The following is a 15,675-nucleotide window of genomic DNA, read 5'->3' as shown; positions in this document are numbered from 1 at the left end:
GGCCGGGAGGGGACTTGCAAATTTTGATTTGCTGTTTTATAATGAACAGGACAGTTACAACGGGGAGCTGGCAGCGCGGAGCCGGCTGAGAGGAAGCGTATCCTTCGCTTCGACCCGCAACCTGATTTGGATAATGCCAACGTAGGGAGTGATACCGGTGAGAAGATAAGCAGAGGCGCTCTTACGAGTCTCTGCTTTTTTGAATGGCGAAGGCAAGATCCGGGATGGATCCCTCATTTTTAGAAAGACAGTAGTAGGAGGTTATCAGGAAATGAGAAATTATACCACACAGATGGACGCGGCCAGGAAGGGAATCCTGACGCCGGAGATGAAGAAGGTTGCAGAAAAGGAACGAATGGCGCCTGCAGATCTGCAGCGGCTGGTAGCGGAAGGTAAGGTGGTGATCTGTGCCAATAAAAAGCATACCTGTCTGGAGCCGGAAGGGATCGGCAGCATGCTTCGCACCAAGATCAATGTAAACCTTGGCGTATCCCGGGACTGCAAGGATTATGATATTGAGATGAAGAAGGTTATGAGCGCGGTGGAGCTAGGGGCAGAGGCGATCATGGATCTGTCCAGTCATGGCAATACGCAGCCTTTCCGGCAGAAACTGACCCGGGAGTGCCCGGCCATGATCGGCACGGTGCCGGTCTATGACAGCGTGATCCACTATCAGAGAGATCTGGCGACTCTGACGGCCCAGGATTTCCTTGATGTGATCCGGCTGCACGCAGAGGATGGGGTGGATTTTGTGACTCTGCACTGCGGCATTACCCGGAAGACCATCGAGCAGATCAAGAAGCATAAGAGAAAAATGAATATTGTAAGCCGGGGAGGCAGCCTGGTATTTGCCTGGATGAGTATGACCGGGGAGGAAAATCCATTTTATGAATATTACGATCAGATCCTTGATATCTGTGAGGAGTATGATGTGACGATTTCCCTGGGAGACGCCTGCAGGCCCGGATGCCTGGCGGACGCCACGGATGTGTGTCAGATCGAAGAACTGGTACGGCTGGGAGAATTGACGAAGCGCGCCTGGGACCACAATGTACAGGTCATGGTAGAAGGACCGGGACATGTGCCGTTAAATCAGGTGGCAGCCAATATGGAGGTGCAGAAAAGCATCTGCATGGGCGCGCCTTTCTATGTGCTGGGACCGCTGGTCACCGATATCGCGCCTGGATATGACCATATTACCGGCGCCATTGGCGGGGCTGTGGCAGCCATGAGCGGGGCGGCGTTCCTCTGCTATGTGACTCCTGCAGAACATCTGGCGCTTCCCAATGTAGAAGATGTCAGGCAGGGCATTATCGCCTCCAAGATCGCGGCCCATGCGGCAGACATTGCCAAAGGGGTGCCGGGGGCAAGGGAGATCGACGACCGGATGGCCGACGCCAGAAGAAAACTGGACTGGGAAGAACAGTTCGCCTGCGCGCTGGATCCGGAGACAGCCCGCGCGATCCGCGACAGCAGAAGCCCGGAGGACGATCACAGCGACACCTGCAGCATGTGCGGAAAATTTTGTGCAGTTCGCAGTATGAACAAAGCTCTGGCAGGAGAATATATAGACATATTGTAGTAAGGGTACACCCCTCGGAACGAAAAGGGACACCCTTGCAGGCGGATGGGGACGTAGTCCTTTGCAAAAGGACTACGTCCCCATCCGCCTGCCGCCAGCCATTTCCCAAAAAGTGCTTGCATTCTGCGGCGTCATATGGTAAACTAATATACGCTGTGAAGAAAAGGGAGATGGTCCTCTGGTACGTTTGTATTTATGAACATCCGATGAGATAAGGAGGTCACACAGTATGAATGATATTATTAAGAACATTGAAGCAGCTCAGTTAAAGGAAGCTGCGCCGGAGTTCCGTGTTGGAGACACCGTTAAGGTATATGGTAAGATCAAAGAGGGTAACCGTGAGAGAATCCAGATCTTCGAGGGTACTGTTCTGAAGAGACAGGGCGGCGGTTCCAGAGAGACTTTTACCGTAAGAAAGAATTCCAATGGTATCGGTGTTGAGAAGACATGGCCGCTGCACTCGCCAAACGTGGAAAAGGTAGAGGTTGTGAGAAGAGGTAAGGTCAGAAGAGCAAAACTGAACTACTTAAGAGACCGCGTTGGTAAGAAGGCAAAGGTAAAAGAATTAGTAAAATAGCAGAGAATGGAAAAAGGACAAGTACATATTGTATGTTGTCCTTTTTCTGATATATAGGTGGTATGATGAAACGTACGGAAAGACGCAGGTATCAGCCGAATCGAAGAGGGAGAAAATATCCGGGACGCAGGAAGTCCTGGTTTACAAAGATTTTGCCGGGCCGGAGAGAAGAGAATCTCGGATATGTGAAGCGCAGGAAAAAGCTGCGCCCGAAGTGGGAGTATCTTCCGGTCATCGGGAAATGGGTGTTTGAGATTGTGATCGTCTGCCTGTTTGCCTTTGTGGCGGTCTGGTATTTTGGACAGCGGGTCAGCACGGTGGGGGACTCCATGAGCCCGGTCTTAAGGAATGGAGATGTGGTTCTGGTCAACCGCATTCTCTACAATGCCACGACGCCTAAGCGGGGGGACATTATCGTATTTAAGCCAAAGGGAAATGAGAACGACCATTATTATATCAAGCGGATCGTGGGGCTTCCGGGGGAAACCATCGAGATCATCGAAAACCGGGTATACATCAACGGGGAGCGCCTGGAGGAAGAGTATGAGACCACCAACATTGACGATGTGGGGGTTGTGGATGGCAAGATGAAGCTTGACGGCGACGAATATTTTGTGCTGGGGGACAACCGGGAACAAAGTGAGGACAGCCGCAATCCCGACGTTGGAAATGTAAAGAGGGATTATATCTACGGCAAGGCCTGGTTTGTGATCAGCCCCGGCGAAGAGTTTGGATTGATCAAATAAGAGCAAAAAGGGGAGAATACAATGCATTTTCAGTGGTATCCTGGTCATATGACCAAAGCAAAGCGTATGATGCAGGAAAATATCAAACTGATCGACCTGGTGATCGAGCTGGTAGACGCAAGGATCCCGCTTTCCAGCAGGAATCCGGATATAGACCAGCTGGCGCAGAACAAGTCCAGGATGATCATTTTAAATAAAGCAGATCTGGCAGAAGAAAAGTGGAATGACGCCTGGGAAGAATATTTCCGGGGAAAGGGATTTGAAGTGATTCCCCTGAATTCCAGAGTGTCTGGTAAAATGAAGAGCGTCCATGGAGTCATCCGGGAGGCCTGCAAAGAAAAGATCGAGAGGGACAGAAAAAGAGGGATCATGAACCGTCCGGTGCGCGCTATGGTGGCGGGGATCCCCAATGTGGGGAAGTCCACGTTTATCAACTCGCTGGCAGGGAAAGCCTGTGCCAGGACCGGCAATAAACCGGGAGTGACCAAGGGAAAGCAGTGGATCCGTCTGAATAAGCAGGTGGAGCTTCTGGATACACCGGGGATCCTCTGGCCTAAATTTGAAGACCAGAGCGTGGGACTTCGCCTGGCGTTTATCGGCTCTATGAAAGACGAGATCCTGGACGGCCAGGACCTGGCAGTGGAACTGCTCGGTGTGTTAAATGAAGCGTATCCGGGCGTTCTGGAAGCAATCTATCAGATCCCGTCGTCTGTGGATTCTTATCAGTTGCTGGAAGAGATCGCCCGGAGCAGGAATTGCCTTCTCAAGGCGGAGAACTGGATACCGGCAAGGCTGCGCTTCTTCTTCTGGATGATTTCCGGAACGGAAAGCTTGGCCGGCTGACGCTGGAATATCCGCCGCAGTTATGATAAAATCTGTGGTAGAAACGGAAAGGGGTCTAAGTAAGTTATGGGACGACACAAAAGAGAGCAGGGCATTTTCCGGGAATTGCTGGGATGGCTTGTATATATACTGATCATCATTGGCCTGACGTATCTGATCATTACTTATGTGGGACAAAGGACGCGGGTCAGCGGGCAGTCCATGGAGACGACTCTAAGCAGCGGAGATAATCTGATCGTGGATAAGCTGTCGTATCATTTCCGGGATCCGGAGCGGTTTGACATTATTGTGTTCCCCTACAAATACGAGGAGGACACTTACTATATTAAGCGGATCATCGGTCTGCCGGGGGAAACGGTACAGATCAGAGGCGGCTATGTGTATATTAACGGGGAACAGCTGACATCGGATATTTACGGGACTGAGGTCATGGATTCGGCCGGGATCGCGGCGCAGCCCATTGCCCTTGGGCCGGATGAATATTTTGTGCTGGGAGATAACCGGAACCACAGCAGTGACAGCCGGGATCCAAACGTGGGCGTCCTGCATCGGGAAGATCTGCTTGGCAGGGCCTGGATCCGCATCTATCCTTTTGACAGGATCGGGGTGATCCGCCATGAATAAACGGGAAGAAGAAAAGAAGAGAAAGCAGCAGGAAAAGCTGGAAAAAGAACGGATCCGGCTTCAGAATATGAGCGTTTATGAGCAGGAATACGCATCCTGTTCCTACATCTGCGGGATCGACGAAGTGGGCAGGGGACCGCTGGCAGGGCCGGTAGTGGCAGGAGCGGTGATCCTGCCGAAAGATTATGAGATCCTGTATCTGAATGATTCCAAAAAGCTTTCGGAAAAAAAGCGGGAAGCGCTTTATGCAGAGATCATGGAACATGCGGTGGCCACAGGGATCGGCATGGCAGGGCCTGGCAGGATCGACGAGATCAACATTCTCCAGGCAACCTACGAGGCCATGCGGATGGCGATCGCCAATCTTGGAGTCAGGCCGGATATCCTTCTCAATGATGCGGTAACGATTCCGGAAGTAGACATTCCGCAGGTTCCGATTATCAAAGGAGACGCTAAGAGCATCTCGATCGCTGCGGCCAGTATCATCGCCAAAGTGACCAGAGATCATCTGATGGAAGAATATGAAAAGGTGATCCCGGGCTATGGCTTTGCTTCCAACAAAGGCTACGGGACGAAAGCCCATCTGGAAGGGTTGAGAAAACTGGGACCGTCACCGATCCATCGCCGGACATTTATCCGCAATTATGTGAACGCGGAGGATGAATAACCGATGCTTATGGCAGGAGAGAACGGATATGAGGAACAACTTCCGAAAGACCGGGGAGAGATATGAAAAGAAGGCAGGCGCATATCTGGAAAGCCAGGGGTATGAGATCCTGGAATACAATTACCGCTGCAGAAGCGGGGAGATTGATATTGTGGCAAAGGACGGAAGCTGCCTGGTGTTCTGCGAGGTGAAATACCGTTCCGGACCGGGAGCGGGAAGCCCTGCGGAGGCGGTGGATCTGAGAAAACAGCAGAAGATCTCCCGGTGCGCCCTTTGCTACCTGGCCTGTCATGAAGGTCCGGATACAGAGTGCAGGTTTGACGTGGTGAGCATTGCCGGAGAGGAAATCTGTCTGTACCGGAATGCGTTTGATTATTGCGGAAGATAAGGAGAGGTACGATGAGTCTTGGACTGCATTATAAAAATCATGAAAAAATCCTGGAGGAGCGGGTAGTAAGCGGAGTACCGCTGCTGGTTTTTCCTCTGCTGGAGGAGACAGGCGTGGTGAAACACGGGTTTACCACCCGTCTGGGAGGCGTCAGCAAAGGCCCCTGTTCTTCCATGAATATCAGCACCACCCGGGGAGACGATCCGGAGGCAGTGGAGGAGAATAAACGCAGACTCTCCGCAGCCCTGGGGATCCGCGTGGAAGATATGACTTTTACCCATCAGACCCACACTGTCCGTGTGGCGGTGGTGGAAGAAAAGGACCGGGGAACCCGGTTTTCGCAGACCGACGGCATGGTGACCAATGTGCCCGGGATCTGCCTGGTTACTTTTTACGCGGACTGTGTGCCGCTCTATCTGGTGGATCCGGTCAAAAAGGTGATCGGACTTAGTCATTCCGGGTGGAGAGGAACGGTAAATCGGATGGGGCAGGTGACCCTGGAAAAGATGCAGCGTGTTTACGGGACAGATCCGGGGGATGTGGTGGCTGCTATCGGCCCATCCATCTGTCAGGATTGCTACGAAGTCAGCGAAGATGTGGTCGAAGCGTTCCGGGAGAGTTTTGCAAAAGAGCAGTGGCAGGATCTGTTTTACCAGAAGGAAAACGGAAAATACCAGCTGGATCTGTGGAAGGCAAATGAGATCATCTTCCGGGAGGCAGGTGTGAAGCCGGAACATATCGCAGTGACAAACGTATGCACGCACTGCAATCCGGATCTTTTATTTTCTCACCGGTCCGCCGGGGAGAAGCGAGGCAACTTAAGCGCCCTTCTGGCGCTGAAATAATCTCTTTCGGAGAACATCCGGCAAAGAAGGCTTTCGCTGCGGGAAAGAAAGCCTTTGATCCAGGTGCACAAAGGGGAAGGAGGACGTCAGATGGCAACATATTTTTCACTGGCAGCCGCAGCGGGCGCAGGAGAAGAAACTGCGGAGCAGGTGGCGGAAGTCACACAGAATACGGTGGCGGAAGTGGGACGCCTGACTCAGTTTTTGCAGGACAATATTCCACAGTTTATAGCCTTTGGGGTGCAGGTGATCTTTGCCCTGATTTTTTTCCTGATCGGCCGTCAGCTGATCAAATGGGTGCGGAAGATCGTAAAACATTCTTTTGAACGTTCCAAAGCAGACACAGGAGTGGCACAGTTTGTAGACTCTTTGTTGAAATACGGCCTGTATTTTCTCCTGATCTTCAGTATTGCCGCCAGATTTGGGGTAGATACCGCCTCTGTGGCGGCGCTGGTAGCGTCCAGTGGGCTGACTCTTGGACTCGCCCTCCAGGGAAGCCTCTCCAATTTTGCAGGCGGGGTACTGATCCTGCTTTTAAAACCCTTTGAGGTAGGGGATTATATTGTGGAAGATACCAACCAGAAGGAAGGCACGGTCAAGGAGATCCAGATCTTTTACACAAAGCTTTCTACCATTGACAACCAGACCATCGTGATCCCCAACGGACTTCTTACCAACAACAGTCTGACCAATGCCACAGCAAAGGACGAGCGGCGGCTGGATCTGAAGATTTCGGTGTCCTACGAGGCGGATCTGCGGGCGGCAAAACATCTCGTTGAAGAGATTATGACAAAGGATCCCTGCGTGATGAAAGAGGAAGGAATCCAGGTCTTTGTGGAGGACCTGGCGTCCAGCGCGGTAGTCATCGGCGCCCGCGCCTGGGTAAAAAATGAAGAATACTGGCCCACAAAATGGCGGCTTCTGGAGGAGATCAAGCTGAAGATGGATGAAAACGGCATTGTGATCCCTTACCAGCAGGTGACGGTACATCTGCCGGAAGAGAAGAAATAGCTGCTTTTGAGTAAATTTTAAAATAAAATGCGTAAAGATCTTTTTTGATCTTTACGCATTCTTTTTTTTGTTAAAAAGCAAGCGGAAAATCAAGGTTTTTACCAGAAGGGAGGGAAAGTTAAATGAAAAGATTAAAAGAAATTGATCGGAAATACATTGAAAAAGTGTACAAGAGCAAATCACCTTCTGAAATTGCAGACATATTAGGAGTTACAGGGTCTACGATCAAAAGAGAACTGGGCCGATGTCCCAAAGATAATTATTCGGCGGCTGCAGCCCAGAAAGACGCGGATGAAAAACATAAAAAGCTCGGACAAGATCCCAAAGCTCCGGTGAAGTCTTATTGGCAGAGGATGTTGATTATTAAGCAGATTGAAACCTGTATCAAAATGCAGCCGGGGATCACATCCGGAGAGATTGCAAGGATCACAGGAATTGAGGACAAAAAAGTAAGTTACTATTTTTCAGATGTAAAAAAAGAAATGATGGAGACCGCGATATGAAAAGGAAAAAAAGAAGGCTTTCCTTTCTGGGAATTTTTCTGGCATGTGTGTTAAGCCTGCAGCCTTTGATGATCCAGGCAGCGGATGTTGGCCGGCCGGTTATAGAAACAGCGGACGGGCAGGATGCAACTTCGCAGAAGGAGGATCCGCCTGAACAGGCCGAAGAACCGGAGACTGACGGAGCGGAGGTCCAGGAGAAGGAGCCCGGCAGCCAGAAGAAAGATCCGGCTTCCCAAATGGAAGAAAAGCAGGAGGATAAAACGGCAGATCCCAAAGGGACGGAAGGGGATGAGTCACAAACCCAGGCGGAAAAGCAGAAGGCTGATAAGGACGCTCCCCGACAGACCCAGGCGGAACCGGAGAAGAAGTGTACGGATCCCGGCGAAGCGGAATACTTTGACCGCTACGATTTCCACGCCGGATCTTCCGGCAGCATCCGTCTAATGTCAGCAGATGAGACAGTGACGGATCTTTCCGCGGATATCCGCAAGCGGACCCAGTGGACCGATGAGGAAACCGGGGACGGGAAAGTGACCCTGCAGTACCGGTCCAACTCCGGAACGGTCCAGGGGACGGAAGACATGAACGTGGTCCTGATCCAGGATAAATCCGGATCCATGGATGCCAACTACGGCTACAACCTGGAGCGCGTCCGCCAGGGATGGGGGAATCCGGTCAGTACAAAGTGGTATCCCATCCAGAACGAGTACGGATGGACGGAAACCTTGAGTGACATGGCTGCAGAACAGAATTATTACTACCGGGTGAACCACAAGGACGCCGCCTCCGGTTACGAAGGATGGATGTCCGGATGGCTGCACAACGGAGAGATGCCGTATAACTCGCCCTGCCAGGAGCCGGATCATTACTACCTTCTTTTTGAGGAAGATCCCACATCCGGACTACCGGCCTGGACCATGGCCCATGGGAACAACCTTTACAACATCCTCCATACGGATCTGCATCATTATGTGAAGCTGGACAGCCGGGAGGAAGCCCTGGGTTATTTGGAGCAGGGACGCCGGGTGGTACGGTTGACCGGCGGATCGTATTATAACGAGAGCGGAATGGTACCAGTAAGAGAAACGATATATTTCTTGGATGTCTCCCAGATCGTGAACCACGGAAGCGGCTGGATCCTGAACACCTGCGCGCCGGAAGAGTGCCAGACCAGCGACCGTCTGGCCAAATCCCAGGAGTTCTTCAGCACCCTGGTTGACAAGATCCGGGATTTAAACTCAGATAACAAGATCGCCTACATTCCTTTCTGGGGGGATGTGCCGAAGAATGGGAGCTGGAGCAACGCCCACGCCAATGGAACGGCGGATGGCCTGTACACGGACAACACCGGCCGGATGACCCATATGGACGGGGCGACCTGGATGGGATTTACCAATGACTTTGAGGCGATCAAGCAGGAAGGGATCGACCATGCCTTTACTTATGACGGAACCAACTGGTCCAGGGCGTTTCAGGCAGCCATCGATCTGCTGAATGGACGCAGCACGGAAGACAAGAAAAAGGATACCCTTATCATCTTCCTGACGGACGGGATGCCACAGGGGACGGTGGGAACGTCCCTGGATATGGACAACCCAAAGATCAATGGAGCCAGGGAGTCTGCACAGCTGAAAGCCATGGATGGGGTGACCATTTACGCCTGCGGAGTGGCTATGAATGAACAGGATCAGACAGGTGCGGCGCAGCGAGTTAGTCAAGTGGATTCTACAGGTTATGGTACATTTGCCCGCCACAACAGCGAGTTTGCGGAGATGGAGGCAAAGATCCTGAAGCGGATCGATGAGCAGTATGTGATTCCGATCAAAGGGAAGGACGCCTTTTATACAGATACCATGAACGGGCCGTTCACCGTGGACGTGGAGAAGCTGGGGAAGGAATGGAAAGTCCTGGAAAACCCGGGAAGCGGAACCACGAAAGGAGTCCCGACAGCGGTTTATGAAGCGGCCAGGGACGGGGCGTCTTACGTCTATGTAAAAAGCACCAGGACTGTGTACTGGAGTATCGGAGAACTGACGGATGGCGGTTACACGGATCCGGGGCATGAGATGTCGTTCCCGATCCAGTATGCGGACTACGAGATGTCTACGGACGGAAAGGACAAGAGCCTGAAATCCAATACGGTGCAGAAGCTGACTTATGTGACCACCCGGGATCCGGGAAGCATCAAAACCGTGGAGATGGATACACCGTCCATCATCTTCAACCGGCAGGCGAAGCCGGGGATCACGGTGACCAAGACGGTCAGTGGCTCCTCGTTTACCGAAGACCAGACGTTCCGGTTTGTGTACAGTGACAAGAAGTTATCCGGGGATCCGTTGAGCGGATATCTGGGAGACGTGGAAGTGACGGTGAAGGCCGGAGAAGCTTCCGGGAAAGGAGAGATCCAATCCCTGGATCCGGGAACCTATTACCTGTATGAAGTGGATGAAAAGGGTCACCGGATCTCGGCACAGGAAGGGAAGGTGACGGTGACGGAAGAAGCAAAGATCACCACGGAGGCTGTAAGCAGCACGGTTCCCCATTCGGCCCAGAGTTCGGACGCAGAAGAGCTGGAGAACCTGGACAATGTGCTGACGATCACCACCAAAGGGGGGACGGCAGCGTTCACGAATGAGTATGTGAAGGTGGCAGTGGAGAAGATATGGGAGGATGGAGACTATGAAGGCCGGCCGGAGGAAGTGACCGTGGAGCTTTTGCGGAACGGGAAGTCCTGCCGGGAAATGAAGCTTACGGCCAGAGATGGCTGGAAAGGAGCCTTTGAGAATCTGGAGAAATATGATCCGGAAGGGAAAACCTACGAGTACACCATCCGGGAACAGGAGACGGTAGGGTATGAGTCGAAGGTGGAGCAGACCGGGGACGGTTCCTGGACCATCCGGAACCGGGCCGTAGAGGTGGTTATTACGAAAACAGATGAAGAAAGCGGGGAACCGCTTCCAGGCGTGGAGTTCCAGATCTGGAAGAAGAAGGATGAGAAGGATAAGCAGACTTATGTTACAGACAAGAATGGACAGATCGTTTTAAAATGTTTGTCCCAAGGGACCTACCGGATCCAGGAAACGAAGCCCCTTCCCGGATATGTCCTGGATGACACCATCCATTCCTTTACTGTGAATGAAGATGGATGGATCCTGATGGAAGGGGAAGAAGAGCCCAGGGAGACCGGGGAGATCCGGGTGCAAAATCATCAGAACCTGTTTGGAATCATTAAGACGGATGAGGAAAGCGGGGAACCGCTTCCAGGCGTGGAGTTCCAGATCTGGGAGAAGGAGGACGAATCCGGAAAGCAGGCCTTTATTACAGATGACCAGGGCAGGATCCAGATAGAAGGATGGGAGCCAGGTGTTTACCGCATTCAGGAAACGAAGCCCCTTCCCGGCTATGTTCTGGATGACACCATCCATTCCTTTACCGTGAACGAAGATGGATGGATCCTGATGGAAGGGGAAGAAGAGCCCAGGGAGACCGGGGAGATCCGGGTACAAAATCATCAGAACCTGTTTGGAATCATTAAGACGGATGAGGAAAGCGGGGAACCGCTTCCAGGCGTGGAGTTCCAGATCTGGGAGAAGGAGGACGAATCCGGAAAGCAGGCCTTTATTACAGATGACCAGGGCAGGATCCAGATAGAAGGATGGGAGCCAGGTGTTTACCGCATTCAGGAAACAAAGCCTCTTCCCGGCTATGTTCTGGATGACACCATCCATTCCTTTACCGTGAACGAAGATGGATGGATCCTGATGGAAGGGGAAGAAGAGCCCAGGGAGACCGGGGAAATCCGGGTGCAAAATCATCAGAACCTGTTTGAAATCATTAAGACGGATGAGGAAAGCGGGGAACCGCTTCCAGGCGTGGAGTTCCAGATCTGGGAGAAGGAGGATGAATCCGGAAAGCAGACCTTTACTACAGATGACCAGGGCAGGATCCAGATAGAAGGATGGGAGCCAGGTGTTTACCGCATTCAGGAAACAAAGCCTCTTCCTGGCTATGTTCTGGATGACACCATCCATTCCTTTACCGTGAACGAAGATGGATGGATCCTGATGGAAGGGGAAGAAGAGCCCAGGGAGACCGGGAAATTCCGGATTAGTAATGATGATATCAAAGTCCAGATTTTCAAAATAGATGCTGTAACAGGGGATCCGCTTCCGGGTGCGGAACTGGAACTGATCCGCAAAGATAGCGGAGAGGTTGTGGCACAATGGACGTCCAGGGAAGAGCCGCTTCTTTTGGAAAAGCTGGAGCCTGGAGAATACATTCTTCGGGAACAGGAGGCCCCGGCCGGATATCTGACGGCGGAGGATCTTGTTTTCACCGTAAAAAATACCAGGGAAGTGCAGGAAATATTTCTGGAAGATGACTGGAAGAAAGGATCTGTTCAGACTTCCATTCCACACAGCTTCTTTGACGGATCCAATAGTTTCCTGGAAAAAGCAGGGCAGTTCTTTAGCCTTACCAGTGTAAAGACCGGGGACCGGGCCATGATTGGGGGCTGCCTGGCCGCACTTTTCGCAGCAGCGTCAGTGATTATTATTGTGTGTGTGAAGAAGAGAAAGGCGGGGAAACATGAGGAAACGTAGGAAAAGACTTCGAGGATCGTTTTTTTCTTTTTTACTGATCGGCATACTCCTGATCCCGGGTGGAATTGTCCAGGCGGAAGATCGTTCGGAAAAACCGGAAGGAAAGAATGGAAATGCAAAGATTATCCGAGAAATGGAATACACGTCCAGGGATCCGGATGAGGAGAGGCCTTTTAAAGAGAAACTCCGGGAACAAGGGAAAACCTATCTCCTGGAACGCGTGGATTATACCATTACCGAAGAAACGCCGGTAATGGTGGATCAGGAAGTGACAAAGGAGGTGGAAAGTGATCCGATTCCGGAGGGTCAGGCGTTTGAACCGGCTCCGGCCCTGGAAGAAGACGGTCTTGAGTTTAGGTTGATAGAAGTACGGGAGAAAGGCCCGGCAGAGACCACCGTTACCCAGAAGGTTCAGGCTTACACGGATTATGACTGGGCGGTATCCCAGGCGGATGTGCCGGAAGAAAAAAAGATTTCTGCAAAAAATGAGGTCACGGGAGAAGCCATGGATGTGACCTGCCGTTTGACCGGTATTGAGGCGATTGCGGATCCGTCCTGGGAAGATACCTATATTGATATTGTTTTTCAGGAATATGATGCGTTCGTGTTCCAATGGGAAAGCGTCACTGTTTCTAAGGACACGCAGACGCCACTGGCCGGATACGAAGAACAGTTGATTCGCTCGGTAGGGGCGTCTCCGGAAGATTACCGGGTGCTTCGGACGTATTGGGCCGGGGAACCTTATACCAATACGGATGGAGTCCTCTGCAGGAATGCCAGGGCCGATGTCCAAAGAAAGATAGTGTGGTATCGGGCAAATTATGCAGCGGAGGTTCCAATCACGATCCGGGAAGGAACCGTGTATGAAGCGGTGTACCAGGGAACCAGCCAGGTGGAAGACCCGGAGCAGAGAATTTATACCATCCATGCAAAAGCAGTTTATAGACAACAGATCGAAGAAACAGAGCCGGAGGATGCCGGGATTCCGAAAGTGGTTTTGGGAATCGGGATCGGGCTTATGCTTTTGGCGTTGCTGACGGCGGCGGTTCTGTTTTGGATTTGGAAAAACAAAAAGAATAATGGAAAGGAAGAAGAAATAAATGGATAAATTTGCAACCAATATTTACAACCTTTGTACAGAAATACAGCCATATACCTATATATTAGTGATTGTTGCGCTCATCATAATTGGAGTGATGCTTCTTGTGCCATCCGATGAGAGCCGGCAGAAAGCCAAAAAGGCAATTCCTTGGGTCATCATTGGAGCGATCCTGATTATTGGGGCTGTGTACCTGGGAAAGTGGCTGACAGGAAAAATCGTATTTTAGTGATATTTTAACAAGGACAGGAGGGGAAGCAATGGACAGCAAGATTGAAGTATATATCGAAAATATCGGACAGAAGGAAAAAAAGTCCCTCTGGCTTCACCTGCCGGTCCGGGAAGAGAAACTGGATCAACTGTTATATGATCTTACCGGTTCGGAAACTGGTTTGGAATATCTCCTGACGGAAGCGGTCTGCCCGTATTTTCAGGTTTCAGAACAGGAAGATCTCAGGATGCTGAATAAGACAGCTGGTATCATTGAGCGGTTAGACGACCAGGACCGGATCCTGCTAAAAGCATGGTGTGATAAGAGGGAACAGGGGGTTGCAGATGCGGAAGAGATCGCAAACGCAGCCCTGCAGACCAACCAGATGGTTTACCTGGACGAAGCAAAAGATGGAAATGGAATGGAAGAATATCCGGAAGCTTACAGGGTTTATGATTTTAGCGGTCATCCGAAGGGGATTGTACTGGATGACAGCCAGGTGGATGAGTTTTTGTTTGACCGGGAAGAACTGTTGGGATCCGGAGCGGAAGAATTGCTGGAAAGAGCTGCGGTTATAGGTGCAAAAAGAGAACAGAAGAATTACCTGAAAGCGTGCATGCGGGCAGCATCAGCACAGGCGGTGCGGCCAGGGAAAGAAAGGGGCTGGGAGCGATGATCGTATTTATTGATGATGAGACACTGGAACCGGAAGAACAGATGGAGTTTGAAGAAGAGGGTTATGAACAGGAAGACAAAGGAGTATAGGGAGAAGCTGGCAGACACGTTCCTTCATGTGCTGGAGGACAAAGGGTCTGATTGGAAGCAGGAATGGAATACGAACCTGCAGATAAACGGGATCACTGGACGTCCTTACAGAGGTGTGAACCAGTTCTTCCTTCAAATGGTCGCCGAGGCCCGGGGATATAAAGATCCCAGATGGGTGACATTTGTACAGTGCAAAGAAAACGATTGGCGGCTTCAGGACGCAAAAGGAAAAGGGGTACAGGTGGAATACTGGTTCCCCTACGACAGGGAAGAAAAACGGGGCATCACCTGGAAAGAGTTCCAGGAGAAAGATCTGAAGTTCGATGAACGGTATAGTCTGCGAGCCTCTTATAAACACGTTTTTAATGGGGATTTGGTGGAAGGAATGCCGGCATTGGATCGTCCCATCCGGGAGGAGATCCGTGTGGATGAGGTGATCGGAAAGCTGGAAAAAGAGATGGAGGTACAAATCCTGCATGACGGACAAGGCAGAGCGTATTATTCCCCGGTGGAGGACAAAATTCATTTGCCAACCAAGGAGAGCTTTTTCAGCTCTTACGCTTACCATTCGACTGCTCTGCATGAGCTGACTCATGCAACAGGAGCCAGCCACAGGCTGAACCGGGATCTTACCGGGATCGTGGGGAGCTCGAAGTATGCCAGGGAAGAGCTGGTGGCGGAAATCACGTCCTGTTTCCTGTCGGCATATCTGCCGATGGAACAGACAGAGGAGCATATCGCAAACCATAAGGCATATGTAAAAAGTTGGGTTGCAGCGATCAAAAAAGATCCGGATGTTCTTGTGCATGCAGTACGGCAGGCGGAAACAGCAGCGGAATACATGGAAGAAAAAGCCGGGCTGGAACTTGGGCGAGATCAGATGTTGCCATTATCTATGGAGGTTTCCGAAGACCAGGTGTATTCGGATCCGTCCAGAGAAATGACGCCAATGGAACAATGTATGAAGCAGGCAGCCCGGGAAATGCCGGTGCGTGAGGCATATGCAGAACATGCACTGGAACGGTGAAAAGGAGGGAAATGCAATGATGAAAGCAGACATCTTACTGGAAAAAGAAATGATCCTGGAAATTCGGGCAGAAGAAGAAAAAGAAATGATCCTGGAAATTCGGGCAGAAGAAGAAAAAGAAGAACGGTTGAAAGATTACCTGAAGATCCTGGAAAGACGACAGGAAAAATAAATAAAAAGGAGATA

15 protein-coding genes, 1 pseudogene and 1 riboswitch are annotated in these 15,675 nt (G+C 51.2%); all 16 genes and pseudogenes read left to right on the top strand.

Annotated features, from left to right (window positions below; genetic code table 11):
• The first annotated feature begins 50 nt into the window (after nt 1-50).
• Nucleotides 51-165, top strand: a riboswitch (TPP riboswitch).
• 106 nt (nt 166-271) lie between these two features.
• The 16 genes and pseudogenes from thiC to ABGT54_RS08940 all read left to right on the top strand — a co-directional run bounded on the left by thiC (nt 272) and on the right by ABGT54_RS08940 (nt 15,661).
• A complete protein-coding gene (thiC, locus tag ABGT54_RS09015) occupies nt 272-1,582 on the top strand; it encodes a phosphomethylpyrimidine synthase ThiC (protein WP_346663786.1) in 1,311 nt (436 codons plus the stop codon).
• Nucleotides 1,583-1,811: 229 nt separating this feature from the next.
• Entirely contained in the window at nt 1,812-2,159 is a 348-nt protein-coding gene (gene rplS / locus ABGT54_RS09010; protein WP_346663785.1) for a 50S ribosomal protein L19, read from the top strand.
• A gap of 65 nt (nt 2,160-2,224) precedes the next feature.
• Complete coding sequence (lepB, locus tag ABGT54_RS09005) at nt 2,225-2,905, top strand: signal peptidase I (RefSeq protein ID WP_346663784.1); 681 nt, start codon at nt 2,225-2,227, stop codon at nt 2,903-2,905.
• A 21-nt stretch (nt 2,906-2,926) separates the two neighbouring features.
• A pseudogene (gene ylqF, locus ABGT54_RS09000) lies at nt 2,927-3,774 on the top strand (ribosome biogenesis GTPase YlqF).
• Nucleotides 3,775-3,814: 40 nt separating this feature from the next.
• Nucleotides 3,815-4,372: a signal peptidase I gene (gene lepB, locus ABGT54_RS08995; protein ID WP_346663783.1), complete on the top strand. Its 558-nt coding sequence runs from the start codon at nt 3,815-3,817 to the stop codon at nt 4,370-4,372.
• Nucleotides 4,365-5,039 carry a ribonuclease HII gene (locus ABGT54_RS08990; protein ID WP_346663782.1) on the top strand — a complete coding sequence of 225 codons (675 nt, stop codon included), beginning with the start codon at nt 4,365-4,367 and terminating at the stop codon, nt 5,037-5,039. The genes lepB (ABGT54_RS08995) and ABGT54_RS08990 overlap by 8 nt, the downstream gene beginning before the upstream one ends.
• A 28-nt stretch (nt 5,040-5,067) precedes the next feature.
• Nucleotides 5,068-5,427 carry a YraN family protein gene (locus ABGT54_RS08985; protein WP_346663781.1) on the top strand — a complete coding sequence of 120 codons (360 nt, stop codon included), beginning with the start codon at nt 5,068-5,070 and terminating at the stop codon, nt 5,425-5,427.
• Nucleotides 5,428-5,438: 11 nt separating this feature from the next.
• Nucleotides 5,439-6,272 (top strand): peptidoglycan editing factor PgeF, encoded by an 834-nt coding sequence (gene pgeF / locus ABGT54_RS08980; RefSeq protein ID WP_346663780.1) that lies wholly within the window; start codon nt 5,439-5,441, stop codon nt 6,270-6,272.
• A 90-nt stretch (nt 6,273-6,362) separates the two neighbouring features.
• Nucleotides 6,363-7,283, top strand: a complete 921-nt coding sequence (locus tag ABGT54_RS08975; RefSeq protein WP_346663779.1) for a mechanosensitive ion channel family protein — start codon at nt 6,363-6,365, stop codon at nt 7,281-7,283.
• Nucleotides 7,284-7,405: 122 nt separating this feature from the next.
• Nucleotides 7,406-7,786 (top strand): hypothetical protein, encoded by a 381-nt coding sequence (locus ABGT54_RS08970; RefSeq protein ID WP_346663778.1) that lies wholly within the window; start codon nt 7,406-7,408, stop codon nt 7,784-7,786.
• Entirely contained in the window at nt 7,783-12,387 is a 4,605-nt protein-coding gene (locus ABGT54_RS08965; RefSeq protein WP_346663777.1) for a SpaA isopeptide-forming pilin-related protein, read from the top strand. The genes ABGT54_RS08970 and ABGT54_RS08965 overlap by 4 nt, the downstream gene beginning before the upstream one ends.
• Nucleotides 12,374-13,495 carry a hypothetical protein gene (locus ABGT54_RS08960; RefSeq protein WP_346663776.1) on the top strand — a complete coding sequence of 374 codons (1,122 nt, stop codon included), beginning with the start codon at nt 12,374-12,376 and terminating at the stop codon, nt 13,493-13,495. Before ABGT54_RS08965 ends, ABGT54_RS08960 begins: the two co-directional genes overlap by 14 nt.
• Entirely contained in the window at nt 13,488-13,715 is a 228-nt protein-coding gene (locus tag ABGT54_RS08955) for a hypothetical protein (protein ID WP_346663775.1), read from the top strand. The genes ABGT54_RS08960 and ABGT54_RS08955 overlap by 8 nt, the downstream gene beginning before the upstream one ends.
• A gap of 31 nt (nt 13,716-13,746) precedes the next feature.
• The gene (locus ABGT54_RS08950) at nt 13,747-14,373 is read left to right on the top strand and encodes a hypothetical protein (protein WP_346663774.1); all 627 of its coding nucleotides are present in this window, start codon (nt 13,747-13,749) and stop codon (nt 14,371-14,373) included.
• A gap of 63 nt (nt 14,374-14,436) precedes the next feature.
• A complete protein-coding gene (locus tag ABGT54_RS08945) occupies nt 14,437-15,489 on the top strand; it encodes a zincin-like metallopeptidase domain-containing protein (RefSeq protein ID WP_346663773.1) in 1,053 nt (350 codons plus the stop codon).
• 16 nt (nt 15,490-15,505) lie between these two features.
• Nucleotides 15,506-15,661: a hypothetical protein gene (locus ABGT54_RS08940; RefSeq protein ID WP_346663772.1), complete on the top strand. Its 156-nt coding sequence runs from the start codon at nt 15,506-15,508 to the stop codon at nt 15,659-15,661.
• Nucleotides 15,662-15,675: the final 14 nt, after the last annotated feature.

The sequence above is a fragment of the uncultured Merdimonas sp. genome, assembly GCF_963929015.1.
Lineage (GTDB): Bacteria > Bacillota > Clostridia > Lachnospirales > Lachnospiraceae > Merdimonas.
This window is presented reverse-complemented; position numbering and strand designations above follow the sequence as displayed.